This window comes from Streptomyces sp. RP5T (genome assembly GCF_003933965.1).
In the GTDB taxonomy this organism is placed as follows: Bacteria; Actinomycetota; Actinomycetes; order Streptomycetales; family Streptomycetaceae; genus Streptomyces.
The window spans coordinates 1-25,562 of sequence record NZ_RSAJ01000061.1 but is presented as its reverse complement, the minus strand read 5'-3'; the positions used below and the strand labels follow the sequence as shown (position 1 = coordinate 25,562).

Annotated in this window: 21 protein-coding genes; 1 reads left to right on the top strand and 20 read right to left on the bottom strand. The window is 70.2% G+C overall.

What is annotated here, in order from left to right; genetic code table 11:
- The 6 genes from EHS43_RS09695 to EHS43_RS09670 form a co-directional block, all read right to left on the bottom strand.
- Window positions 1–452, bottom strand: a 452-nt coding sequence (locus tag EHS43_RS09695; protein ID WP_148104031.1) for an SDR family oxidoreductase, incomplete at its 3' end; no start/stop codon positions are given.
- 47 nt (window positions 453–499) lie between these two features.
- The gene (locus EHS43_RS09690) at window positions 500–2,074 is read right to left on the bottom strand and encodes a Na+/H+ antiporter (protein ID WP_125190117.1); all 1,575 of its coding nucleotides are present in this window, start codon (window positions 2,072–2,074) and stop codon (window positions 500–502) included.
- 92 nt (window positions 2,075–2,166) lie between these two features.
- The gene (locus EHS43_RS09685; protein WP_125190116.1) at window positions 2,167–2,637 is read right to left on the bottom strand and encodes a GNAT family N-acetyltransferase; all 471 of its coding nucleotides are present in this window, start codon (window positions 2,635–2,637) and stop codon (window positions 2,167–2,169) included.
- Window positions 2,634–3,578 (bottom strand): RluA family pseudouridine synthase, encoded by a 945-nt coding sequence (locus EHS43_RS09680; RefSeq protein ID WP_125190115.1) that lies wholly within the window; start codon window positions 3,576–3,578, stop codon window positions 2,634–2,636. Before EHS43_RS09680 ends, EHS43_RS09685 begins: the two co-directional genes overlap by 4 nt.
- Before the next feature lie 43 nt (window positions 3,579–3,621).
- The gene (gene lspA / locus EHS43_RS09675; protein ID WP_125190114.1) at window positions 3,622–4,191 is read right to left on the bottom strand and encodes a signal peptidase II; all 570 of its coding nucleotides are present in this window, start codon (window positions 4,189–4,191) and stop codon (window positions 3,622–3,624) included.
- Between the two features lie 61 nt (window positions 4,192–4,252).
- The gene (locus EHS43_RS09670; protein WP_125190113.1) at window positions 4,253–5,533 is read right to left on the bottom strand and encodes a TraR/DksA family transcriptional regulator; all 1,281 of its coding nucleotides are present in this window, start codon (window positions 5,531–5,533) and stop codon (window positions 4,253–4,255) included.
- A gap of 587 nt (window positions 5,534–6,120) precedes the next feature.
- Here EHS43_RS09670 and ileS point away from each other — a divergent pair.
- Window positions 6,121–9,258, top strand: coding sequence for an isoleucine--tRNA ligase (ileS, locus tag EHS43_RS09660; RefSeq protein WP_125190112.1), 3,138 nt, complete (start codon window positions 6,121–6,123; stop codon window positions 9,256–9,258).
- Window positions 9,259–9,411: 153 nt separating this feature from the next.
- On the opposite strand, the gene EHS43_RS09655 is transcribed toward ileS, so the two are convergent.
- From EHS43_RS09655 to EHS43_RS09590, 14 genes are all read right to left on the bottom strand, one after another.
- The gene (locus tag EHS43_RS09655) at window positions 9,412–10,593 is read right to left on the bottom strand and encodes a DivIVA domain-containing protein (RefSeq protein ID WP_125190111.1); all 1,182 of its coding nucleotides are present in this window, start codon (window positions 10,591–10,593) and stop codon (window positions 9,412–9,414) included.
- Between the two features lie 52 nt (window positions 10,594–10,645).
- The gene (locus tag EHS43_RS09650) at window positions 10,646–10,936 is read right to left on the bottom strand and encodes a YggT family protein (protein WP_007381412.1); all 291 of its coding nucleotides are present in this window, start codon (window positions 10,934–10,936) and stop codon (window positions 10,646–10,648) included.
- A 50-nt stretch (window positions 10,937–10,986) separates the two neighbouring features.
- On the bottom strand, window positions 10,987–11,628 hold the full coding sequence (locus tag EHS43_RS09645; RefSeq protein ID WP_125190110.1) for a cell division protein SepF: 642 nt from the start codon (window positions 11,626–11,628) through the stop codon (window positions 10,987–10,989).
- A 128-nt stretch (window positions 11,629–11,756) separates the two neighbouring features.
- Window positions 11,757–12,476, bottom strand: a complete 720-nt coding sequence (locus tag EHS43_RS09640) for a YggS family pyridoxal phosphate-dependent enzyme (RefSeq protein WP_125190109.1) — start codon at window positions 12,474–12,476, stop codon at window positions 11,757–11,759.
- A 6-nt stretch (window positions 12,477–12,482) separates the two neighbouring features.
- Window positions 12,483–13,211, bottom strand: a complete 729-nt coding sequence (pgeF, locus tag EHS43_RS09635) for a peptidoglycan editing factor PgeF (RefSeq protein ID WP_125190108.1) — start codon at window positions 13,209–13,211, stop codon at window positions 12,483–12,485.
- Window positions 13,208–14,404: a cell division protein FtsZ gene (ftsZ, locus tag EHS43_RS09630; protein WP_125190107.1), complete on the bottom strand. Its 1,197-nt coding sequence runs from the start codon at window positions 14,402–14,404 to the stop codon at window positions 13,208–13,210. Before ftsZ ends, pgeF begins: the two co-directional genes overlap by 4 nt.
- A gap of 288 nt (window positions 14,405–14,692) precedes the next feature.
- Window positions 14,693–15,487, bottom strand: coding sequence for a cell division protein FtsQ/DivIB (locus EHS43_RS09625; protein ID WP_125190106.1), 795 nt, complete (start codon window positions 15,485–15,487; stop codon window positions 14,693–14,695).
- A 19-nt stretch (window positions 15,488–15,506) separates the two neighbouring features.
- Window positions 15,507–16,601: an undecaprenyldiphospho-muramoylpentapeptide beta-N-acetylglucosaminyltransferase gene (murG, locus tag EHS43_RS09620; RefSeq protein ID WP_125190105.1), complete on the bottom strand. Its 1,095-nt coding sequence runs from the start codon at window positions 16,599–16,601 to the stop codon at window positions 15,507–15,509.
- Window positions 16,602–16,607: 6 nt separating this feature from the next.
- On the bottom strand, window positions 16,608–17,969 hold the full coding sequence (gene ftsW / locus EHS43_RS09615; protein ID WP_125190104.1) for a putative lipid II flippase FtsW: 1,362 nt from the start codon (window positions 17,967–17,969) through the stop codon (window positions 16,608–16,610).
- Between the two features lie 139 nt (window positions 17,970–18,108).
- Window positions 18,109–19,551 carry a UDP-N-acetylmuramoyl-L-alanine--D-glutamate ligase gene (gene murD, locus EHS43_RS09610; protein ID WP_260470455.1) on the bottom strand — a complete coding sequence of 481 codons (1,443 nt, stop codon included), beginning with the start codon at window positions 19,549–19,551 and terminating at the stop codon, window positions 18,109–18,111.
- On the bottom strand, window positions 19,533–20,606 hold the full coding sequence (gene mraY / locus EHS43_RS09605) for a phospho-N-acetylmuramoyl-pentapeptide-transferase (protein WP_125190103.1): 1,074 nt from the start codon (window positions 20,604–20,606) through the stop codon (window positions 19,533–19,535). Before mraY ends, murD begins: the two co-directional genes overlap by 19 nt.
- Entirely contained in the window at window positions 20,603–22,003 is a 1,401-nt protein-coding gene (gene murF / locus EHS43_RS09600) for a UDP-N-acetylmuramoyl-tripeptide--D-alanyl-D-alanine ligase (RefSeq protein WP_125190102.1), read from the bottom strand. Before murF ends, mraY begins: the two co-directional genes overlap by 4 nt.
- A gap of 4 nt (window positions 22,004–22,007) precedes the next feature.
- On the bottom strand, window positions 22,008–23,528 hold the full coding sequence (locus EHS43_RS09595) for a UDP-N-acetylmuramoyl-L-alanyl-D-glutamate--2,6-diaminopimelate ligase (protein ID WP_125190101.1): 1,521 nt from the start codon (window positions 23,526–23,528) through the stop codon (window positions 22,008–22,010).
- 203 nt (window positions 23,529–23,731) lie between these two features.
- Window positions 23,732–25,562 (bottom strand): penicillin-binding protein 2 (locus tag EHS43_RS09590; RefSeq protein ID WP_312023414.1); only part of this gene is annotated, 1,831 nt, incomplete at its 5' end.

The window sequence follows — 25,562 nt, the reverse complement described above, 5'->3', positions numbered from 1 at the left end:
CCGTACGCCCCGCTCCCGGACCCCCGGTAGGCGGCGATGGAGCTGACGAACAGGACCCGGCCGCCCGGGGAGGCGAGCCGGTCCTTCAGCCCCTCGGTGAGCAGTGCCGCGCTCAGCAGATTGAGCCGGAAGTTCACAGTCCAGTTGTGCGCGACGGCATCGAGCGGATCGGAGCTGTCGACGGGAGGTTCGAGCTGTCCGGTGCCCCCGGCGCCGTGGATCAGCACGTCCACGGCCCCCAGTTCACGCTCCACGAACCCGACCACCCCGCGCACCTGATCGACGTCGGTCAGATCGGCGGCGTACGTCAGCGCCCCGGGCACCCCGGCCTTCTCCAGCACCCCGGCGCGCCGCCCGAGCAGCAGCACCCGGTCCCCTTCCGCGGCGAACACCTGCGCCGCCGCGAGCCCGATTCCCGTACCGCCACCGCTGATCACCACATTGCGAGCCATGACGCCAGCCTACAAACAGGAGCTGCGTTCACCCGGTTCCCGCGGGCTCAGCGCAGGCTGCGGACGTCCAGGTGCCGCAGTACCCGGTCCACCACCTCGGGATCGGCCCCGGGCTCGCTGCGCGCCGCCAGCACCTCGTGCCGGGCCGCGCTCAGCAGCTCGCCCTGGATGCGCCGCACCCGCTTGATGCGCCGCCGGGCCTCGCGCCGCTCCTCGTCCCCCATCTCGGGAGAGATGCGCACACCGATCTCGAAGGCCCGCCGCTGCATCTGCTCGGACAGCTCCTCCGGCAGCTCCTCCACGGCCTCGATCTCCCGCAGCCGCCGCTTGGCCGCCTTCGCCGCCCGGACCGCGAGGGCCTTCTCGAACTCCTTCTCCCGCTCGCTGTCGGACTGCACCCCCAGCCGCTTCACCAGCCACGGCAGCGTCAGTCCCTGGAGCACCAGCGTGGCCATGATCACCCCGAAGGCGATGAAGATGATCTCGTCCCGGTCGGGAAAGCCCGCCCCCGAGTCGGTCTCCAGCGGGATGGCCAGCGCCAGCGCCACCGAGGCCACGCCCCGCATCCCGGACCACCACATGATGACGGTCTCCCGCCAGCTCGTCGGGATCTCCTCGCTGTAGTCCCGCTTGGCGTGCATCCGCTTGGTCAGCCAGGTGGCCGGCATCAGCCACGCCAGCCGTACCAGGACGACCACGGCGACGATCGCCGCGGCCCAGCCGAGCATCTCGCCCCAGCGCCCGGACGCGGTCCGGATGGCGTTGTGCAGTTCGAGCCCGATGAGCCCGAAGGCCACACCGGTGACGAGCGTGTCGACGATGTCCCAGAAGGTGTGCCCGGCCAGCCGGGTCATCACGTCGTCGGCGTCGGTGCCGTACTCGGCGAGGAACAGGGCGGTGGTCAGCACGGCGAGCACCCCGGAGCCGTGCAGCTCCTCGGCGAGTACGTAGGAGGCGTACGGCACGAGCACCGTCAGGCCGATCTGGAGGGTGGCGTCGCCCAGCAGGTCCATCAGCTTGTTGGCGCCCCAGCCGAGCCCGAGCCCGACGGCGACGGCGACCACCGCGGAGAGCACGAACTCCAGGCCGGCCTCCCCCGCCGTGAACGAGCCGCTGACGGCCGCGGCGACCGCCACGTGGTAGAGCACGATCGCCGTGACGTCGTTGAACAGCCCCTCGCCCTCCAGGATGGACACCAGTCTGCGGGGCAGCCCCAGCTGGCCCGCGACGGCGGTTGCGGCGACCGGGTCGGGCGGTGCGACCAGCGCGCCGAGCGCGACGGCGGCGGCGATCGGCAGCCCCGGCACGATCGCGTGGGCGACGGCGGCCACACACAGGGTCGTCACGAACACGAGCGCGACGGCGAGCAGGAAGATGGGCCGTTTGTTGGCGGTGAACTGGCGCCAGGATGTGCGCCGCACCGCCGCGTACAGCAGAGGCGGCAACAAGATCGGCAGGATCAGCTCGGGCGGGATGTCGACGTTCGGCACGAAGTCCAGCACCGCGAGCACTATCCCGAGCAGCGTCATCAGCACCGGCGACGGCAGCCCGAAACGGTCCCCCACCGGCACGCTGATCAGAGCCCCCAGCAACAACACGAACAACAGGGCCAGCTGATCCACGGTCAGAACTCCGGGCAGATCGACAGAACATCGGTCACTTCAGTCTGCCCGCAAAACGCCCGGACCCTCCCGACCGCCGCTCCCGCCGAAGGTCACAGAACCCGGCGCATGGCCCGGTGCGGCATCCCCGCGTCCGGGAACTCCGGCCCGTAGGCCACGTACCCCAGCCGCTCGTAGAACCCCAGCGCATGCGTCTGGGCGTGCAGGTCGACAGCCGTCAGCCCTCGCGCGCGTGCCGCCTGTTCCACGGCCCGCACGAGCGCGGCCCCGACCCCGAGCCCGCGCGCCTCCCGGGTCACCGCGAGCCGCCCCAGCGACCCCACCGACGCGTCACCTCCGGTCTTCCCGGCGGCCGCCTCGCCGGACAGCAGCCGCCCGGTCCCGAGCGGCAGTCCGTCCTCCCGCACGGCCAGCACGTGGACCGCCACGGCGTCGTAGACGTCGTACTCGATGTCCTCGGGCACGCCCTGCTCGCCGACGAAAACCTCCTTGCGCACCGCGAAGCAGGCCTCACGGTCGGCGGGGTCCTCGGCGACCCGCACCCGGTACGCGGGCGTGCTCACCCGTAGGTCTCCTCGCGCACCAGGTCCAGGGCCTGCTGGAGGTCCGCCGGGTAGTCGCTGGCGAACTCCACCCACTCGCCGTCCCCGGGGTGCTCGAAGCGGAGCCGCACCGCGTGCAGCCACTGGCGGGTCAGCCGCAGCCGCTTGGCGAGCGTCGGGTCGGCGCCGTACGTCAGGTCGCCGACGCAGGGGTGGCGGTGGGCCGCCATGTGGACGCGGATCTGGTGGGTTCGCCCGGTCTCCAGCTTCACGTCGAGCAGGGAGGCCGCGCGGAACGCCTCGATGAGGTCGTAGTGCGTGACGGACGGCTTGCCCTCGGCGGTGACCGCCCACTTGTAGTCGTGGTTCGGGTGCCGGCCGATGGGCGCGTCGATGGTGCCGCTGGTCGGGTCCGGGTGGCCCTGGACGAGCGTGTGGTACCGCTTGTCGACCGTGCGCTCCTTGAACTGGCGCTTGAGCGAGGTGTACGCCCGCTCCGACTTCGCCACGACCATCAGCCCCGAGGTGCCCACGTCCAGCCGGTGCACGATGCCCTGGCGCTCGGCGGCCCCGGAGGTGGAGATGCGGTACCCGGCGGCGGCGAGCCCGCCGATCACGGTCGTCCCGGTCCAGCCCGGCGAGGGGTGCGCGGCCACGCCGACCGGCTTGACGATCACGACCACGTCGTCATCGTCATGGACGATCTCCATGCCCTCGACCGGCTCGGCGACGATCTGCACCGGCGCGGGCGCCTGCGGCATCTCGACCTCCAGCCAGGCCCCGCCGTGCACCCGCTCGGACTTCCCGACCACCGACCCGTCGACCATGACCTTCCCCGCGGCGGCGAGCTCGGCCGCCTTGGTGCGGGAGAAGCCGAACATGCGGGAGATGGCGGCGTCGACGCGCTCGCCCTCCAGGCCGTCGGGCACGGGCAGGGTACGGATCTCGGGAATGGTGCTCACCCGTCGAGTATGCCGGACGGGTGAGACAGCGCCGACCGCGCGCTCAGTCCTTGTGGACGGTCCCGTCCGGGTCGAGGCCCTTGAAGGACAGCAGCACGATCAGGATCCCGCCGCACACGATCGCCGAGTCGGCGAGGTTGAAGACGGCGAAGTGCTTGGGGGCGATGAAGTCGACGACCGCGCCCTCGAAGACACCGGGCGAGCGGAAGAGCCGGTCGGTGAGGTTGCCGAGCGCGCCGCCCAGCAGCAGCCCGAGGGCGATCGCCCAGGGCAGGCTGTAGAGCTTGCGGGCGAGCCGGGCGATGACCACGATCACGGCCGCGGCGATCACCGTGAAGATCACGGTGAAGGCCTCACCGAAGCCGAAGGCCGCGCCCGCGTTGCGGATCGCCTCCAGCTTCAGCCAGTCCCCGATGATCTCGATCGGCTCGTGGTGCTCCAGCCTGGCGACCACGATCATCTTGCTGATCAGGTCGAGGGCGTACGCGAACGCGGCCACCGTGAACAGCACGGCGATGCGGCGCCTGCCCCGGGGCCGCGCCGCCTGCTCCGGCTCGGTCCCCGCCGCCTCTGGGGTATCCGGCGTACCGATGATGCGCTCCGCCTCTGCCACGTGAGTCCCTCGACCTAGGTACCTGACTGAGGACGAGGGTACGACACGCCTGCAAGCACCCTCAGTACCGGCGTTCCTGCTTCTGCTTGCACTCCACGCACAGGGTCGCGCGCGGGAAGGCCTGCATGCGCGCCTTGCCGATGGGGTTGCCGCAGTTCTCGCACAGGCCGTAGGTGCCGGCGTCGAGGCGTCCGAGGGCGCGCTCGGTCTGGGTGAGCATCTCGCGCGCGTTGGCCGCGAGGGCCATCTCGCTCTCGCGCGTGATGTTCTTGGTCCCGGTGTCGGCCTGGTCGTCGCCGGCGCCGTCCCCGGAGTCCCGCATGAGCCCGACCAGGGACTCCTCGGAGGTGGTGATCTCGGTGCGCAGCCGCAGGGCCTCGGCCGTGAGTTCCGCGCGGGCCTCCTCGACCTCCCCGGGCGTCCAGGGGTCCTCACCCGGGCGCACCGCGAGTTCGCCGGGCTCCACCGCGGCGACACGCGCGTTGGGCAGGGCGGTCTTCGGCGCTGTGGCCGTGCCAGGGGTCTTCTTCGCAACCACCGTCGTGGCTCCCGTCTGCTTCGCGGCCTCGGCCGCGCCCGCCTTGTGGGCCGTGCTCTTCCCGGCCGCCTTCTTCGTGGGGGTGTTCCTGCCGGAGGCGCCCTGTCCGGCGTCCCCCCGCGGGGCACCGGCCTCCGTGGCGACCGTCTCCTCGACCGTGGTGTTCTTCACGGCCGTCTTCTTCCCCGTGGCCTTCGCCGCAGCCGCCTTCTTGGCCGCGGCCTTGGTTCCGGTCGTGCTCCTGGCGGCGGTCTTCGACGCGGCCACGCTCTTGGCCGTGCTTTTCGACGTGCTCTTTGCCGTGCTCTTCTTGGCAGCCGCGCTCTTGGCCGCAGTCTTCTTCGTGACCGCCTTCTTCTCAGCAGCCGGGGGTTTCCCGGCGACCGCCTTCTTGCCGGCCGCCTTCTTCGCCGCCGTCTGCTGGGCGACCGAGGCCTTGCCGACGCCCCTGGTGGTCTCCGCCGTCCCGCCGACCGGCGGGCCCGCCTCCGGTCTGTCCGCCGAACCCTTCTCCCGCGCGGAAGCGCTCCTGGCCGTGCTCTTCGCGGTGCTCTTCGCGGTGCTCTTGGCGGTGCTCTTGGCGGTGCTCTTGGCGGTGCTCTTGGTGGCAGCCGCCTTCTTCGCGACGCTCTTCGCCGCGGCGCCGACCGCCTTCACGGCCTTGGCCGCCGCTCCGGCCGACCCCCCGGACGCCACCCCGCGCGTGCTCTTCTTCGCGCCCGCGCCCTTGGCCTCGCCGGAGGCACGGGCATGGGTGGACCGGCCCGACGCCGACTGCTGTTCGGCGGTCTTCTTAGCCACCATGCCGCGGCCCCTTCACATATTGTGATCTTGCTCGCGAATCGTGCTGGGACGATAAATCGACTTGAGTCCCGCGGCAACGGGGCACGCCGCCCGATTCGCCCGCCCCCCGCGCGCGAGGCGGGAAGCATGCAAGCGTTGTGCCCAGCTCCCCGCCGGGTAATCCGCCGGACCGTCCGTCCCAGGATCCGAACAGCCGTGCCGCTCCATTCGGGTCACTCCACGCCCCGCGGCGGCCCGCCCGCCCGGCTCCGGAAAACCGGTCCGCCGCTGTCGTCGGGGCGCCGTACACTGGGCGGAGCGAAAAGCGTGGATGGGGACGAGTAGCGACGTACGCAGCCCAGAGCGACCCGGGGACGGTGGAAGCCCGGGGGCGAGCGCGACGTGAAGATCACCCCGGAGCCGCCGGAAGAACCCCCAGCAGGGGGCGTAGACCCGGCATCGCGACCCCAATGAGGGGGCTCACCGGTACACACCCCGTGCCGGCGGGCCAAGGAGGGTGGTACCGCGGGAGCGCGCCGAGACCGGCGTAGAGAAGAAGGCTCTCGTCCCTCCGGACGGAAGGCAGCACATCCGCCGGAGGAAGACTGATGACGCAGTACCGCCAGGTGCCCGCCCAGGTCGACCTGCCCGCCCTCGAGCACGCGGTGCTCGACTTCTGGCGTGAGCAGAAGATCTTCGCCAAGACCCTGGAGCAGTCCGAGGGCCGCCCCGAGTGGGTGTTCTACGAGGGCCCGCCCACCGCCAACGGCATGCCGGGCGCCCACCACATCGAGGCCCGCGTCTTCAAGGACGTCTTCCCCCGCTTCCGCACCATGCGCGGCTACCACGTGGCCCGCAAGGCCGGCTGGGACTGCCACGGCCTGCCGGTGGAGCTGGCGGTCGAGAAGGAGCTCGGCTTCACCGGCAAGAAGGACATCGAGGCGTACGGCATCGCCGAGTTCAACGCCAAGTGCCGCGAGTCCGTGACCCGCCACACCGACGCCTTCGAGGCGCTCACGACCCGCATGGGGTACTGGACCGACCTCCAGGACCCCTACCGCACGATGGACCCGGAGTACATCGAGTCGGTCTGGTGGTCGCTGAAGGAGATCTTCAACAAGGGCCTGCTGGTCCAGGACTACCGCGTGGCCCCCTGGTGCCCCCGCGACGAGACAGGCCTGTCGGACCACGAGCTGGCGCAGGGCTACGAGACGATCGTCGACCCTTCCGTGTACGTCCGTTTCCCGCTCACCTCCGGTCCGCTCGCCGGTGAGGCCGCGCTCCTGGTGTGGACGACGACTCCCTGGACCCTGGTGTCCAACACGGCCGTCGCCGCGCACCCCGAGGTCACCTACGTCGTCGCGACCGACGGCGAGGAGAAGCTCGTCGTCGCCGAACCGCTCGTCGCCAAGGCGCTCGGCGAGGGCTGGGAGATCACCGGCCAGTCCTTCACCGGCGCCGAAATGGAGCGCTGGACGTATCAACGTCCGTTCGAGCTCGTGGAGTTCCCGGAGCCGGCCCACTACGTGGTCAACGCCGAGTACGTCACGACCGAGGACGGTACGGGTCTGGTACACCAGTCCCCCGCGTTCGGTGAGGACGACCTCAAGGTCTGCCGCGCCTACGGCCTGCCCGTCGTGAACCCCGTCCGCCGGGACGGCACGTTCGAGGAGGACGTCCCCCTGGTCGGCGGCGTCTTCTTCAAGAAGGCGGACGAACAGCTCACCGAGGACCTCCAGCAGCGCGGCCTCCTCTTCCGGCACATCCCGTACGAGCACAGCTACCCGCACTGCTGGCGCTGCCACACCGCGCTCCTCTACTACGCGCAGCCTTCCTGGTACATCCGCACCACCGCGGCCAAGGACCGCCTCCTCCAGGAGAACGAGAACACCAACTGGTTCCCGGAGACGGTCAAGCACGGCCGCTTCGGCGACTGGCTCCAGAACAACATCGACTGGGCGCTGTCCCGCAACCGCTACTGGGGCACCCCGCTGCCGATCTGGCGCTGCGAGGACGACCACCTCACCGTCGTCGGCTCCCGCGCGGAGCTCACCGAGCTGACCGGCACGGACCACTCCGGCCTCGACCCGCACCGCCCGTACATCGACGCGGTCACCTTCGCCTGCCCCCAGGGCGGCTGCGGAAAGACGGCCACGCGCGTGCCGGAGGTCATCGACGCCTGGTACGACTCGGGTTCGATGCCGTTCGCGCAGTGGGGCTACCCGTACAAGAACAAGGAACTGTTCGAGTCCCGCTACCCGGCGCAGTTCATCTCCGAGGCCATCGACCAGACGCGCGGCTGGTTCTACACGCTGATGGCCGTCGGCACCCTGGTCTTCGACAAGTCCTCGTACGAGAACGTCGTCTGCCTCGGCCACATCCTCGCCGAGGACGGCCGCAAGATGTCCAAGCACCTGGGCAACACCCTGGAGCCGATCCCGCTGATGGACCGGCACGGCGCGGACGCGGTGCGCTGGTTCATGGCGGCCGGCGGCTCCCCCTGGGCGGCTCGCCGCGTGGGCCACGGCACCATCCAGGAGGTGGTGAGGAAGACCCTCCTCACCTACTGGAACACGGTCGCCTTCCAGGCCCTGTACGCCCGTACGTCGAACTGGGCGCCCAGCGAGGCGGACCCGGCCCCGGCCGAGCGCCCGGTCCTGGACCGCTGGCTGCTGTCCGAACTGCACGCGCTGACCGACCAGGTGACCCAGTCCCTGGAGGCGTACGACACCCAGCGCGCCGGAAAGCTCCTGTCGGCGTTCGTCGACGACCTGTCCAACTGGTACGTCCGCCGCTCCCGGCGCCGTTTCTGGCAGGGCGACAAGGCCGCGCTGCGCACCCTGCACGAGGTCGTCGAGACGGTCACCAAGCTGATGGCCCCGCTGACCCCGTTCATCACCGAGCGGGTCTGGCAGGACCTGGTCGTGCCGGTCACCCCGGGCGCACCGGAGTCGGTGCACCTGACCTCGTGGCCGGAGGCGGACCTGACCGCCATCGACCCGGAGCTGTCGAAGCAGATGGTGCTGGTGCGCCGGCTCGTCGAGCTGGGCCGCGCCACGCGCGCGGAGTCGGGCGTGAAGACCCGTCAGCCGCTGTCCCGGGCGCTCATCGCCGCGACCGGCTTCGACGCCCTGGACCGTGAACTGCACGCGCAGATCACGGACGAGCTGAACGTGAGCGCGCTCGCCTCCCTGAGCGACGTCGGCGGCAGCCTGGTCGACACCACGGCTAAGGCCAACTTCCGCGCGCTCGGCAAGCGGTTCGGCAAGCGCGTCCAGGACGTGGCGAAGGCTGTGGCGAACGCCGACGCGGCCGCGCTCTCCCTCGCCCTGCGCGAGGGCACGGCGTCGGTTGAGGTCGACGGCGAGACGGTCACGCTCGCCCCCGACGAGGTGATCATCACGGAAACCCCGCGCGAGGGCTGGTCGGTGGCGTCCGACTCCGGTGCGACGGTGGCCCTGGACCTGGAGATCACCGAGGAGCTCCGCCGGGCGGGCCTCGCCCGTGACGCGATCCGGCTGATCCAGGAGGCCCGCAAGAACAGCGGCCTCGACGTGGCCGACCGCATCGCCCTGCGCTGGACGGCCACCGACCCGGCCGTGATCGCTGCTCTCACCGAGCACGCGGGGCTGATCTCCGACGAGGTCCTGGCGACGGACTTCGCACAGGGAGAGGCGGACGAGACGTACGGCACCCCGTTCACGGACGAGGGCCTGTCGCTGACGTTCCGTCTGCGCAAGGCGTAGCAGCACCGCAGAAGGCCCGGTCCCCCGCTCGGGGACCGGGCCTTCTCCGTGCCGGCGACATGGTGATCAACCCGCGTAAAAGGGCGAGACCCCGGATCGAAATCCGGGGTCTCGCCCTGAACGCTGCCGACGCCTAAGGCGTACTAGAGGCCGTCAGTTGTCGTCCTCGTCGATGAGGAAGCCACGCATGGGCGAGGGAGCCTGGCCCATCGGACCGGGACCCTGCGGCCGCACCGGCGCCATCGGCTGGGTCATCGCGGGCGACATCTGCTGCTGGCCGCCGTAGGACGGAGCGGCCGGCGAAGGACCGCCGCCCATGCCGCCCGGGTTGCCGCCGTACGACGGGGCACTGGCACCGGCCGGGGCCATGGAAGGCGCCGGGGACGGCGGCAGCGACGCGGTCGCCGGGGTGCGCGGCGGAGCCAGCGAGTCGTCGGCCTGGGTCTCCAGCTGACGCAGCTGCGACTCAAGGTACGACTTCAGACGCGTGCGGTACTCGCGCTCGAAGCCGCGCAGGTCCTCGACCTTGCGCTCCAGCGTGGCGCGGGCGGACTCCAGGGAGCCCATCGCGACGCGGTGCTTCTCCTGCGCGTCCCGCTCCAGGGCGTCGGCCTTGGCACGGGCGTCACGCTCAAGACCCTCGGCACGCGAACGCGCCTCGCCGACGATCTTGTTGGCCTCGGAACGGGCCTCGGCGATCGCCTGGTCGGCGGTCTGCTGGGCCAGCGAGAGGACACGGGCGGCGCTGTCGCCACCGGGGCCCTGACCGGGGCCGCCCATCGGACCGCCCATGGGGCCGCCCATCGGGCCACCCATCTGCTGCTGCATGGGCGGCTGACCGCCCATGGTGCCCTGACCCATCGGGCCCTGACCCATGGGGCCCTGGCCCATCGGACCCTGACCCATCTGTCCGGGACCCTGCGGGCCACCCTGGCCGCTGGGGCCGGCGGGCAGCTGCGGCGCACCACTCGGCAGCTGGGGCGGGCCACCCATGGGGCCACCCATCTGCTGCTGCGGCGGACCGGATATGCCGGCAGGTACGGGGGCGCCGGGACCGGGCCCACGCATACCCTGCTGCGGCATCCCCTGGCCGGGCATGCCACCCTGCTGCTGGTCCTGCTGCTCGGGGGGCTTGCGCATGTTCTGCTGGTTCTGGGCAGCAGCACGCGTCGCCGCGGCCAGTTTGGCGCGCAGGTCCTCGTTCTCGCGCAGCAGGCGCGTCAGTTCGGCTTCGACCTCATCGAGGAAGGCATCGACCTCGTCCTCGTCATAGCCTTCTCGGAGGCGGACGGTCGTGAACTGCTTGTTCCGCACGTCCTCGGGGGTCAACGGCATCTCTTCACCTCAACGTAGTCATCGGCAGTCGGCAAGACCGTATCGTCCACAGTCACCTCGCCAGGTTTCCCGTGACGGAGATGAGGATGTAAACGATGATCATCAGCACGAAGAAGGACAGGTCGAGCGCCACGCCCCCGAGACGCAGCGGCGGGATGAACCGCCGCAGAAGCTTCAACGGTGGATCGGTGACAGTGTAGGTGGCCTCCAGAACGACCACCATCGCCTTGCCGGGTTGCCACGAGCGGGCGAACTGGAAGACGTAGTCCATGACCAACCGAAAGATGAGCACGATGAGGAACACCATCAGCGCGATGTAGATCACCTGCGCGAACACGCTCATGGTCTGTCTTTCCCTCTCCCCTGTTCGTACTTCGTTCCGGTTGTTGCTTCTCAGCTCTGGTTGAAGAACCCGCCCTCTGCGATGCGGGCCTTGTCCTCCGCCGTGACATCGACGTTAGCAGGCGACAACAGGAACACCTTCTGCGTCACCCGCTCGATGCTGCCGTGAAGACCAAACACCAAACCGGCCGCAAAGTCGACAAGTCGCTTGGCGTCTGTGTCATCCATCTCAGTCAGATTCATGATCACCGGGGTGCCCTCACGGAAGTGTTCCCCGATGGTACGGGCCTCGTTGTAGGTCCGGGGGTGAAGTGTGGTGATCCGGTAAGGCTCTCGTTCCGACACGACCTTGGGCATGATCACCGGTGCGTTCTTCTCCAGGCTTGCGCGCTCTTGTGTGATGGACGCCACGGGCGCGATGCGCGCGGGACGCACCGATTCAGCGGCGAGCGAAGAGGATCGGGGCACCGGGTCGCGCGGCACGGAGGGCTGCACAACTCTGACCGATTCATCCCTTTCAGGCTGGTGTGCCTGATGTGACTGGTGAGACGGCTCATGCCGTCGGCGGTCCCGCTCGGGCTCCGGGTCGAGTTCCGGTTCGAAGTCGTCGTCGGGGTCGAAACCGCGGCCGTCGTACCCATCGTCCTCCACGAGGCCGAGGTAGACCGCCATCTTGCGCATCGCGCCGGCCATTCTCTGAGTCCTCCGCTCTGTGGTGGATCGGCTGACGACTGCCAAGTGCCCGCGATCCACGAGGTCGTTATGACCGCCTTCGGCGGTAATGACCATATTTTCTGCTGTGGTCCGACTTCCTGGCGACGTTACCGGAGCCTGGGGCGGACTCCGAGTACCGCGGTGCCGACGCGCACATGTGTCGCCCCAGCCGCCACGGCCTGCTCGAGGTCCGCACTCATCCCTGCCGAGACCATGTTCGCAGCCGGATGGGCTCGGCGCAGGTCGGTCGACAAATCCATCAACCGCTTGAACGCCGCCTGTTCGCGTCCCGCGTACTCCCCGGTGAGCGGGGCGACGGTCATCAGTCCGTCGAGCCGCAACCCCGGGGCCCCGGCCACGAGACCGGCCAACTCCTCGATTCCGCCCGGCGCCACGCCACCCCGCTCCCCTCGCTCGCTCGCACCGGCATCGAGGGCCACCTGGATCAGGCAGCCCACCTCACGCCCGGCCTTCACGGCCTCCCTGGAGAGAGCCGTCACCAACTTCGAACGATCGACGGACTGCACGAGATCCGCGTAACCCACGACAGATCGCACTTTGTTGGTCTGCAATTGCCCAACGAAGTGCCAAGTAAGGGGCAGATCCGAGCATTCGGCGGCTTTGGGTGCCGCGTCCTGGTCCTTGTTCTCGGCGACGTGGCGCACACCGAGCCCGGAGAGGATCCGCACATCGCTGGCGGGATAGGTCTTGGTGACCACGACGAGGGTCACCTCTTCCCGTGCCCGCCCGGCTGCCGCGCACGCGGCGGCGATGCGCTCTTCCACTTTCGCCAGATTCGCGGCGAGTTCGTCCTTACGGTCCGTCATGCCCCATCAGTCCAGCCAGACATATCCCGCGAGTCGCCCCGTGGTGCGCTCGCGACGGTACGAGAAGTGGTCGCCCGACTCCAGCGTGCACACCGGCGACTGCCGCCGGTCGCGCACCCCGAGCCGGTCGAGCTGCGCATGCACTCCGGCAGTCACGTCGAGCGCCGGAGTGCCCCAACTCGTCTCGGCGTGCGCCGCCGGTTCGACGGCGGCGACCTCGGCGCGCATCTGCTCGGGCACTTCGTAGCACCTGCCGCAGACGGCCGGTCCGGTGCGGGCGACGATCCGGGCGGGATCGGCTCCGAGCTCGGTCATCGCGCGTAGCGCCGCCGGGACGACACCGGCGACCATGCCGGGCCGGCCCGCGTGGGCGGCCGCGGCGATCCCGGCGACCGGGTCGGCGAGCAGCACCGGAGTGCAGTCAGCGGTGAGGACGGCGAGGGCGAGACCGCGCTCGGCGGTGACGAGCGCGTCGACCCGGGGCACCGGCTTGTCGCCCCAGGGCTCGGTGACGACCGCGACGTCCGCGCCGTGCACCTGGTTCATCCAGACCACGCGGGCCGGGTCGAGACCGAGCGACTTGGCGGCCAGTTCGCGGTTGCTCCCCACGGCGCCGGGGTCGTCGCCGACCGCCCCGCCGAGGTTGAGCTCCTCATACGGAGCGGCGCTCACCCCACCCCACCGGTCGGTGAAGGCGAAGTGCGCGCCGCTCACGCTCTCGCGCTGCCCTATCACTTCAGGAAGTCCGGCACGTCCAGTTCCTCGGCCGCGCTGTCGGAGTAGCTGCGCGACGGCGGGACCGGCGGGGCGACCGGGAGGTCGGCGGCCGGCTCGGGTGCGGGCTCCGGGTCCTCCTTCGGCGTGACGCTGCCGAGCGAGCCGAAGGACGGGCGGCTCTCGGCCGGCCGTACCGGAGCGGGCTCCTCGCGGCGGGCCGTGGTCGAGGACGATCCCATGACCGTCTCGCGGCGGGCGGGCGGCTGGCCTCCGTCGAAGCCGGCGGCGATCACGGTGACACGGACCTCGTCGCCGAGGGCGTCGTCGATCACCGCGCCGAAGATGATGTTGGCCTCGGGGTGGGCGGCCTCGCTGACCAGCTGGGCCGCTTCGTTGATCTCGAACAGGCCGAGGTCGGAGCCGCCGGAGATGGAGAGCAGCACGCCCCGGGCGCCGTCGATGGACGCCTCCAGGAGGGGCGAGGAGATCGCCATCTCGGCCGCGGCCACCGCGCGGTCGTCGCCGCGGGCCGAGCCGATGCCCATGAGGGCCGAACCGGCCTCGGACATGACCGACTTGACGTCGGCGAAGTCGAGGTTGATCAGACCGGGCGTGGTGATGAGGTCGGTGATGCCCTGCACACCGGAGAGCAGGACCTGGTCGGCCGACTTGAAGGCGTCGAGCACCGAGACCTGGCGGTCCGAGATGGACAGCAGCCGGTCGTTGGGGATGACGATGAGGGTGTCGACCTCTTCGCGGAGTTCCGCGATGCCGTCCTCGGCCTGGTTGGCGCGGCGCCGGCCCTCGAAGGTGAAGGGGCGGGTGACCACGCCGATGGTGAGGGCGCCGAGCGAGCGGGCGATGTTGGCCACGACGGGCGCGCCGCCGGTGCCGGTGCCGCCGCCTTCACCGGCCGTCACGAAGACCATGTCGGCCCCCTTGAGGACCTCCTCGATCTCCTCGCGGTGGTCCTCGGCGGCCTTGCGGCCGACGGCCGGGTTGGCGCCGGCGCCGAGTCCGCGGGTGAGTTCGCGGCCGACGTCGAGCTTGACGTCGGCGTCGCTCATCAACAGCGCCTGCGCGTCGGTGTTGATGGCGATGAACTCGACGCCCTTGAGACCGACCTCGATCATCCGGTTGATGGCATTGACACCACCGCCGCCGACACCGATGACTTTGATGACTGCGAGGTAGTTCTGCGGTGCTGCCACGTCGAAGGCCTCTCGCCTCGAGTTACGTGTCGCCGGAACGAACGGGGCACTGCTGCCTCGCGATCCGTCGACTGATGCCGAATGGGACGGTCCGTAGTGCCGACCCGAACCCTAACGCTGAAGTTTAGGGTTACCAGTGTGTCTGTTCCCTGGAGTCTTCTGAACAGGACACTAAGTCGACAAGTGGCGCACGTTCAACGAACACGCCGAACCTCCCGTTTTTCTTTTCACCCTATGTGATCAGCCATAGCAGTGCCCAACCAGGGTGCTGGCCTGCGCTGATGTGCGTCAACTCCCCGCTGACGCAGGGGCGGTGGGAACGCTGACGTCGAAGTACCGCGCATCGGGGGCGGCTTTCATGAGAGCGGTGAGCGTACGGGCCTTCGCGGCACCCTTCTCGCCGCTCCCCCAGACGACGGTGCGGCCGCCCCTCAGCTCCAGCGAGATGTCGTCGTACGAACGCACCTTGACGGAACGGGTCGCGCGCGCGACGTCGACCGGAATGTCCCCCGCCACCCGGACCGCCTCGCGCACGAGCCGCTCCTCACCGAAGCGGCGCAGGCTCGCGGCACGGGAGTCCGGCCGGGAGAGCGCCAATTCCAGTGCGGGAACGCCTTTCGGGGCCTGGGAAACCGTGGCGAACCGGACACCGTCATCGTCCACTTCGACAAAGTTTCCGCCCTTTTGGACAAGCAGGACAGGCGTACGTTCGGTCACTTTCAGGCCGATTCCATGAGGCCAGGACCGCTCGACGGCAACTGAGTCAATTCGGGGCAATTTCCGGCGAAGTCGAGCCTCGATCGCATCGGTGTCGACGGAAATCAGCGGCGCGCCGACCGGGACGTCGGCGGCCTCGCGTACCTGTTCCGGCGTCAGCACCAGGGTCCCCGAGACCGAGACGCGTTCGACGCGCAGCCACTGGGAGCCGTACAACAGCCAGACGGCGCCCGCGGAGAGAAGCACGAGCGCCACCGCGAGGATGATGATCATACGAAGCCGACGCACCCTCAACCGCCGGGCGGGAGGCGGGCCGGACGACTCCTGCTGGCGTTCACCGCGCTCGGCGGTCGTCGATCCGGCCACGCCCACTCCCTCTTCCTGGCTACTGGCGTCGGTGCGAGGCGATCGCCTCGTACACCATGCCGACGAGCAGGTCGTCGGCGTCCCGGCGGCCGAACTCGGCGGCGGCGCGGGACATCTCGTACAGCCGGTGCGGGTCGGCGAGCACGGGCAGGACGTTGCCCCGTACCCACTCGGGGGTCAGTTCCGCGTCGTCGACCAGCAGTCCGCCGCCGGCCTTGACCACCGGCTGGGCGTTCAGCCGCTGTTCACCGTTGCCGATGGGCAGCGGGACATAGGCGGCCGGGAGCCCGACGGCGGAGAGTTCGGCGACGGTCATCGCGCCCGCGCGGCAGAGCATCATGTCGGCCGCGGCGTACGCGAGATCCATCCGGTCCAGGTAACTTACCGGGATGTAGGGGGGCATTCCCGGCATCTGCTGTACGTGCGGCAGTTCGTTCTTGGGGCCGACCGCGTGCAGGATCTGGATCCCGGCCTGCTGGAGCCAGGGCGCGACCTGCTGGACGACCTCGTTGAGGCGCCGGGCGCCCTGCGAGCCGCCGGAGACCAGCAGCGTCGGCAGGTTCGGGTCGAGGCCGAACATCGCGCGGGCCTCGGGACGGGCGGCGGCCCGGTCCAGGGTGGCGATGGTGTGCCGCAGCGGGATGCCGATGTACCGGGAGTTGCGCAGCTTGCTGTCCGGCGTGGCGACCGCGACCTGGGCGGCGTACCGGGACCCGATCTTGTTGGCGAGGCCGGGGCGGGCGTTGGCCTCGTGGATCACGATCGGCACCCCGAGCCGCTTGGCGGCGAGATAGCCGGGCAGTGCCACGTAGCCGCCGAAGCCGACGACCGCGTCCGCCTTCGTGCGCTCCAGGATCTGCTCGGTGGCCTTGATCGTGCCGCGCAGCCGTCCCGGGACGGTGATCAGCTCGGGGGTGGGCTTACGGGGCAGCGGGACGGCCGGGATGAGCGCGAGCTCGTAGCCGCGCTGCGGGACGAGCTTGGTCTCCAGGCCCCGCTCCGTGCCCAGGGCCGTGATCCCCACGGTGGGGTCCTGCCTGCGCAGGGCGTCCGCGAGGGCGAGCGCGGGCTCGATGTGGCCGGCGGTCCCCCCACCGGCGAGTACGACATGCACCGAAATTCACCGCTCTCCGGACGAACGCGCCGATGGGGCGCGCCGTCGCATCGTGTTCCATCTCCGAGGCCCCCGTGCCGGCACGGCGCCTCCCGCCCGCTTTCTACCAAAGCGGGGTTGCCGCATCGAAAGCGCCGCCCGCGCAGCGGGATCGTCACGCGCGAACGCGATCAGCAGCCCGATGGCGAACATGGTCGGCAGCAGGGCGGACCCTCCGTAGGAGAACAGCGGGAGCGGGACGCCGGCGATCGGCAGCAGACCGAGCACCGCACCGATGTTGATCACCGCCTGAGCGGTGATCCAGGTGGTCACGCCTCCCGCGGCATACCTCACGAAGGGGTCCTCCGTGCGTCCGGCCACGCGGATACCCGCATAGCCTAGAGCCGCGAAGAGAGCGAGGACCGACAGCGTCCCCGCGAGGCCCAGTTCCTCACCGGTGACGGCGAAGATGAAGTCGGTGTGGGCTTCGGGTAGTTGGCCCCATTTCTCCACGCTCGCACCGAGCCCGGAGCCGAAGATCCCGCCCGAGGCGAGGGCGTAGATGCCGTGCACGGCCTGCCAGCAGTCGGCGCCGCCGGACCTGGGCTCGGTGGCGCCGATGCAGGCGAGCCGGGCCATGCGGTTGGGGCTGGTCTTGATGAGGATCATCCCGATCAGCCCGGCGATCGACAGCACTCCGACGAACAGCCGGGTCGGTGCCCCCGCGAGCCACAGCAGGCCGAACAGGATGGCCGTCAGGATGATCGCCGTGCCCATGTCGCCGCCGAGCATGATCAGCCCGAGCAGCAGGAAGGCGACCGGGACGAGCGGCACCAGCATGTGCTTCCACTGGGTCAGCAGCTTCTTGTCCTGCTTGCGGGCGAGCAGGTCGGCCGCCCACAGCACGAGGGCGAGCTTGCCGAACTCGCTGGGCTGGATCTGGAAGGAGCCGCCGAGCGAGATCCAGTTCTGGTTGCCGTTGACCGACATCCCTATCCCCGGCACCTGGACCAGGGCCATCAGGAAGACCGCGCCCGCCAGGATCGGGTAGGCGAGCGCCCGGTGCAGCTTGACCGGCATCCGGGAGGCCACCAGCAGCAGGACGGCCCCGATGACGGCGGCCAGGAACTGCTTGCGGAAGAAGAAGGATCCCGGCAACGACATCTGCAGGGCCGTGATCTGGGAGGCGGAGTACACCATCACCAGGCCGAGCACGGTGATCAGCAGACTGCCGCCGAGGATCAGGTAGTAGGCGGTCAGCGGCCGGTCCCAGGCCTTGCGCGCGCGTGTGTAGAGCCGCAGGACGGGATTCTCGCGTGCGGGTCGGGGAGCGGCGGGACGCCTCGGGGCCCGCTGGACGGGCGGCCGTCCGGTCCGGCTACTCGGCATGCCTCACCGCCAACCCCCTAGGGGCGCGGGGAACTGCGCGACCAGCCCCCCACGACCCGCAGCCGAACGACAACCGGCCACATCGAGTCACCCGTCCCTCCAAGGGTCCCGTGGCGCCCGACCCGGCCGAGACCCGCCGTCAGGCACCCGCGCCGGCGAGTCCGCGAACCGCCTCCGCGAACGCTTCCCCGCGCTTGTTGTAGTTGGCGAACATGTCCATCGACGCACAGGCCGGCGCCAACAGCACGGTGTCGCCTGCGACGGCGAGACGCGAAGCCTCCTGGACAGCCGCCGACATCGCCCCAGTGTCGGTCCGGTCGAGGTCCACCACGGGTACTTCCGGGGCGTGTCGCGCGAGGGCTTCGCGGATCAGGGCGCGGTCCCGGCCGATGAGCACGACCCCGCGAAGTCGCTTTGCCGACTTGGCGACCAGCTCGTCGAAGGTCGCGCCCTTGGCGAGTCCGCCGGCGATCCACACGATCGACTCGTAGGCCGCCAACGAGGCTTCCGCCGCATGCGTGTTGGTGGCCTTGGAGTCGTCGACGTAGGCGACCGAGTCCACGTCGGCCACGTGGGAGATGCGGTGGGCGTCGGGGGTGAAGTCCCGCAGCCCGTCCCGTACGGCCCTGGGGGGCACCCCGAAGGCCCGCGCGAGGGCCGCCGCCGCAAGGGCGTTGGCGATGTTGTGCGGCGCGGGCGGGTCGACGTCGGAGATCTCGGCGAGCTCCTGGGCGTTCTTGTGCCGGTCCTCGACGAAGGCCCGGTCGACCAGGATGCCTTCGACGACGCCGAGTTGGGACGGCCCCGGGGTGCCGAGGGTGAAGCCGACGGCCCGGCAGCCCTCCTCGACGTCCGCCTCGCGCACCAGGTCCTCGGTGGCCTTGTCGGCGACGTTGTAGACGCAGGCGACCCGATTGCCCTCGTAGACACGGCCCTTGTCGGCGGCGTACGCCTCCATGGAGCCGTGCCAGTCGAGGTGGTCCGGCGCGAGGTTGAGGACGACGGCGGAGTGGGCGCGCAGGGAGGGCGCCCAGTGGAGCTGATAGCTCGACAACTCCACGGCCAGCACGTCGTACTGCTCGTCGCCGAGCACCGCGTCCAGCAGGGAGACGCCGATGTTGCCGACGGCGGCCGTGCGCAGGCCCGCGGCCTTCAGGATCGACGCCAGCATCTGGGTGGTGGTCGTCTTGCCGTTGGTGCCGGTGACGGCGAGCCAGGGGGGCGCGTCGGGGCCGCGCAGCCGCCAGGCGAGTTCCACGTCGCCCCAGATCTCCAGGCCGGCCGCGCGGGCCGCCGTGAAGAGCGGCTTGTCCGGCTTCCAGCCCGGCGCGGTGACGACGAGTTCGGTGCCCTCGGGCAGGGTCGCGCCGTCGCCGAGGCGCACGGCGATGCCCAGCGCCTCCAACTCGGCGGCCTGCTCACGCGCGCGTGCGTCGTCGCCGTCGTTGACGACCGTGACGTGTGCGCCGCGCGCGTGCAGCGCCTTGGCCGCCGGGATGCCGGAGACACCGAGTCCGGCGACGGTGACGTGCTTGCCCTGCCAGTCGAGGTGCTCCGAGGAGGTCACTTTTCTGCTGCCCATCCCGCGTAGAAGAGACCCAGGCCGACGATCACACAGATGCCCTGGATGATCCAGAAGCGGACCACGATGAGGACTTCGGACCAGCCCTTGAGTTCGAAGTGGTGCTGGAGCGGCGCCATCCGGAAGACGCGCTTGCCGGTCAGCCGGAACGAACCGACCTGGATGACCACCGACATGGTGATGAGGACGAACAGACCGCCCATGATGGCGACCAGGAGTTCCGTGCGGGACAGGATCGCGAGGCCGGTCAGGACACCGCCGAGCGCGAGCGAGCCGGTGTCGCCCATGAAGACCTTGGCCGGCGAGGTGTTCCACCACAGGAAGCCGAGGCAGGCGCCCATCAGCGCGGAGGCGATCACCGCGAGGTCCAGCGGATCGCGCACCTCGTAGCAGGCACCCGGGTTGGTCAGGGTGCCCGCGTTGGCGCAGGACTCCTGGAACTGCCAGACGCCGATGAAGGTGTAGGCGCCGAAGACGAGGACGGAGGCGCCGGTGGCGAGGCCGTCCAGACCGTCGGTGAGGTTCACGCCGTTCGACATCGCGAGGATCATGAACAGCGCCCAGACCACGAACAGGATCGGGCCGATCTTCCAGCCGAAGTCGGTGATGAACGACAGCTTGGTGGAGGCCGGGGTGTTGCCGCGGGCGTCCGGGAACATCAGCGCGAGCACCGCGAAGCTGATACCGACGATGAGCTGGCCCGCCATCTTCGCCTTGGCCCGCAGGCCCAGCGAACGCCGCTTGACGATCTTGATGTAGTCGTCGAGGAAGCCGACCAGGCCCATGCCGCACATCAGGCCGAGCACCAGCAGACCCGAGAAGGTGGGCGGGTAGCCGGTGATGACCTTGGACAGGAAGTAGGCGAAGACGGTCGCCAGGATGAAGGCGATACCGCCCATCGTCGGCGTACCCCGCTTGCTGGCGTGCTCGCGCGGGCCGTCGTCGCGGATGTACTGGCCGTAACCCTTGCGCGCGAGCAGCTTGATCAGCAGCGGGGTGCCGACCAGGGTCAGAAAGAGGCCGATGACTCCTGAGAACAGGATCTGCTTCATCATCGGACGGCACCCTCGCCCTCGGCGTCGAGCAGCGCCTGGGCGACGCTTTCCAGGCCGACCGAACGGGACGCCTTCACGAGGACGACGTCTCCCGGGCGCAATTCACTGCGCAGCAGGTCGACCGCCGCCTGTGCGTCGGACACGTGCACCGACTCCTCACCCCACGAACCCTCGTTATATGCGCCCAGTTGCAGCCAGGACGCTTCCCTGCCCCCGACCGCGACGAGCTTGCCGACATTGAGCCGGACGGCGAGCCGTCCGACCGCGTCGTGCTCGGCGAGTGCCTCGTCCCCGAGCTCGGCCATCTTGCCGAGCACCGCCCAGGTCCGCCGCCCCTTGCCCATGGCCGCGAGCGCGCGCAGAGCGGCCCGCATGGACTCGGGGTTCGCGTTGTAGGCGTCGTTGACGATGGTCACGCCGTCCGGGCGCTCGGTGACCTCCATACGCCAGCGGGAGAGGGAGCCCGCCTCGGAGAGCGCGGTGGCGATCTCGGTTGCGGACATGCCCAGCTCATGGGCGACGGCGGCCGCGGCGAGCGCGTTCGACACGTGGTGCTCACCGTACAGGCGCATGGTCACTTCGCTTGCACCGGAGGGTGTGTGGAGCATGAAGGCGGGCTGTCCGCTGTCCATGAGTCGCACGTTCTCGGCGCGAACGTCCGCTTCGTCGGACTCTCCGAAAAGGAGCACCTTCGCCTTCGTACGGGACGCCATGGCCCGTACGAGAGGATCGTCGGCGTTGAGGATCGCGGCGCCGTCCTCCGGAAGCGCCTCCACGAGCTCGCCCTTGGCCTGCGCGATCTGCTCGCGGCCGCCGAACTCGCCGATGTGGGCGCTTCCGACGTTCAGGACGAGACCGATGCTCGGCGGCGTCAGGTCCGTGAGGTAGGCGATGTGGCCGATGCCGCGGGCGCCCATCTCCAGGACGAGGAACCGCGTCTCCTCGGTGGCGGTGAGCGCCGTGAGGGGCAGCCCGATCTCGTTGTTGAGCGAACCGGGCGTGAACACCGTCGGCGCCTTGCGCTGGAGCACCTGCGCGATGAGGTCCTTGGTGCTGGTCTTGCCGGCCGAGCCGGTCAGACCGACGAGGGTCGCGCCGAGCCGTCGTACGACATGCCGCGCGAGGGCGCCGAGGGCCGTCTGGACGTCCTCGACGACGATCGAGGGCACCCCGACGGGCCGTTGGGCCAGCACGGCCACCGCGCCCGCCCGGACGGCCTGGTCGGCGTAGTCGTGGCCGTCGACGCGCTCCCCCACGAAGGCGGCGAACAGACTGCCGTCCTCCACCTTCCGGGAGTCGATGACGACGGGGCCGCGCACCTGCGCCGACGGATCCGGTATGTCGTGTGTCTGCCCGCCGACGACTGAGGCGATCTCGGCGAGAGAGAGGGCGATCACAAGTTCATCCCTGGGTCTTCTGGATGGCTTCTCGAAGTACCTGGCGGTCGTCGAAGGGACGGACCACCCCGGCGATGTCCTGGCCCTGCTCGTGGCCCTTGCCCGCGACGAGCACGGTGTCACCGGGCTGCGCGCGGGCGACGGCCGCGGCGATCGCGGCGGCCCGGTCCTCGAAGACCTGGACCTCGCCGCGTTCGTGCGCCGGTACGGACGCGGCGCCCTCGAGCATGGTGGCGAGGATCGCGAGGGGGTCCTCGGAGCGGGGGTTGTCGGAGGTCAGTACGGCGGTGTCGGCGAGCCGGGCCGCGGCCGCGCCCATGGGCCCGCGCTTGGTCCGGTCACGGTCGCCGCCGCAGCCCAGCACGATGTGCACCTTGCCCTCGGTGACCTTGCGGAGGGCCTTGAGCACCGACTCGACGGCGTCGGTCTTGTGGGCGTAGTCCACGACCGCGAGATAGGGCTGCCCGGCGTCCACGCGCTCCAGGCGGCCCGGGACCCCCGGTACGGCGGCGACGCCGTCGGCGGCGGTCTGCGGGTCGATGCCGGCCACGGCCAGGGCGACGATCGCGGCGAGGGTGTTCGCCACGTTGAAGGGGCCCGCGAGCGGCGACCTGGCGGTGATCCGCTCGCCCTTGGGGCCGACGGCGGTGAACGTCGAGTCCATGGGGCCGACTTCGACGTCCTCGGCATGCCAGTCGGCGTCCGGGTGGCCCTCGGCGGAGAAGGTGACGACCGGGACCGTGGCCTCCTTGACGAGCCTGCGGCCGTACTCGTCGTCGAAGTTGACGACGCCGAGACGGCTGCGTTTCGGCGTGAAGAGCTGCGCCTTGGCCTGGAAGTAGTCCTCCATGTCGGAGTGGAACTCCATGTGCTCCGGACTGAGGTTGGTGAAGACCCCGATGTCGAAGACACAGCCGTCGACCCGGCCGAGGACCAGCGCGTGGCTGGAGACCTCCATGGCGACCGCCTCGACCCCGCGCTCGCGCATGACCGCGAACAGGGCCTGGAGGTCGGTGGCTTCGGGCGTGGTGCGCTCGGACTTGATGCGCTCGTCGCCGATGCGCATCTCGACGGTGCCGATCAGACCGGTGGACCTGGCCCCCTTGAGGCCGCCTTCGACGAGATAGGCGGTGGTGGTCTTGCCGGAGGTGCCGGTGATCCCGATCTGGAGCAGGTCCTCGCCGGGGTGGCCGTAGATCGTGGTGGCCAGTTCGCCCATGCGCGCGCGGGGGTCCTCGACGACCAGGACCGGGAGCCCGGTCGCGGCCGCGCGCCCGGCGCCGGTCGGGTCGGTCAGCACCGCGACCGCGCCGAGGCCGAGGGCCTGGGTGACGAAGTCGGCGCCGTGCAGACGGGCGCCCGGGAGGGCGGCGTACAGGTCACCGGGGCGGACGGCACGCGAGTCATGGGTGATGCCCGTGACCTGCGCGTCCTTCTGCGGCGGCTCGGCACCCAGCTGATCGGCGAGCTCCGCGAGGGGGGTGGCGGAGACCTGGACCGGCCGGGGCGGTCCCGGATATGTCACGGGTGCGCCCTTCTGGGTGGTTTGGGACTGATCGGCGTGTGGCACGGCGGTGAGCGTACCGGGCGCACCCGCCTCGGAGCGAAGTAGGGGGCGGGGCACGCCCTGGTTGCCGGAATCGGAGGTGATCGTCGTCACGAGGTGGTTCCTGGTGGCCTTTCCGAGGTGCTGGCAGGGGTGCTGACGAGGTGCTGGTGCCGGGCCGGTCAGGGCGTGTAGGTCACGGGCAGCTTCGCGGCCTTGGCCCCGGTGGGCGGGACCTGGAGGGTCTTCAGGGCGAACTCCATGACCTGCTTGTAGACGGGTCCGCAGATCTGGCCGCCGAAGTAGCTGCCGCTGGTGGCGTTCTGGATGGCGCAGTAGACGGTGATCCGCGGCTTGTCGGCGGGCGCGAACCCGGCGAACGACGAGGTGTAGCCCTTGTACTTGCCGGTGGCCGGATCCACACGGTTGGCGGTGCCCGTCTTGCCCGCGACCCGGTAGCCGGGGATGCGCGCCTTGGTACCGGTGCCCTCCTGGTCGTCCACGACCGATTCCAGCATCTGGGCCAGCGTCCTGGCCGTCCTGGCGCTGACGACCCTTGTCTCCTTGGGCTTCGCGGCGGGGGTGAAGCGTCCGTCGGGTCCCTTGGTGCCGCGCACGAGGGTGGGTTCGATCCGCACCCCGCCGTTGGCGATCGTCGAGTAGACGGACGCGGCCTGCATCGCGTTGAGGGACACGCCCTGGCCGAAAGGAATCGTGTACTGCTGCGAGGTCGACCAGTCCGCGGGCTTGGCGAGGATGCCCGGGGTCTCGCCGGGGAAGTCGAGCCCGCTGTAGCGGCCGAGGCCGAACTTGCGCAGGTAGGAGTAGAGGACCTGGTTGGCCTGCGCCTGGGTCTTGCCGAGCTGGCCGGTGGCCAGGATGGTGCCGATGTTGCTGGACTTGGCGAGCACGCCGTTGAGCGTGAGGTACCAGGTCTCGTGGTCGATGTCGTCCTTGAAGAGCCGGTCGCCGCGGTGCAGCCGGTTGGGCACGATCACATGCGTGAGCGGGGTGGCGACCCCCTGTTCCAGTACGGCCGCCATCGACATGATCTTGGCGGTGGAGCCCGGCTCGTAGGCGTCCTGGAGGGCCGCGTTGCCCATGTTCACCGAGCTCGCCTTCGACAGGTCGTTGGGGTCGAAGCCGGGCGAGTTGGCCATGGCGAGGACCTGACCGGTGCGCGTGTCCTGCACTATCACGTACCCGCGGTCCGCCTTGGACTTCTTCACCTGGTCGGTGATGGCCTGCTGGGCGGCCCACTGGATGTCGCGGTCGATGGTGAGCTCGACGTCGCTGCCGGGCACCGCGGGCGTCTCGGTGGAGCCCACGGTGGGCACCTGGCGGCCGCCGGACTGGGCATAGCGGATCTTGCCGTCCTTGCCGGCCAGCAGGGAGTTGAGCTGCTGCTCGACACCGCCGCCGCCCTTGCCGTCGGCGTTGACCCAGCCCAGTATCCCGGCGGCGAGGTCGCCGTTCGGGTACACGCGCTTGGTCGTGGGCACGGACAGGACGCCCGCCAGGACGTTGGCCGTGCCCGGGTCGGTCTCGCTCTTGGTGGCGAGCGCGGACTTCAGGTCCTTGATCTGCTTCCAGACCTGCGGGGTCTGCCGGTTGGCAAGCAGGACGTAACGGAGGTTCTCGTCCTTGGGCCGCAGCTTCTTGACGATCGCCTCCTGCTCCTGCCCCAGGATCGGGGCGAGCAGCGCGGCGGCCTGCTCGGGACCGTCGTCGATCTTGAGCTGCTTGCGGGAGAACAGCGTGGGGTCGGCCGTGATGTCGTACGCGTCCTCGCTGGTCGCGAGGGCCACGCCGTCGCGGTCGGTGATCCCGCCGCGCTCGGCGGCCAGCGTGTAGCCGACGTACCGGTTCTGCTCGGCCTTGGCGGCGTAGGTGCTCGCGTCGACGGCCTGCACCTGGAGCAGCCGTACGACGAAGGCGGCCAGGACCAGCGTCAGCGCGAGGCCGACCAGGCGCAGCCGGGGGCGGGGGCTGCCCAGGCGGATGGTCTTGGGG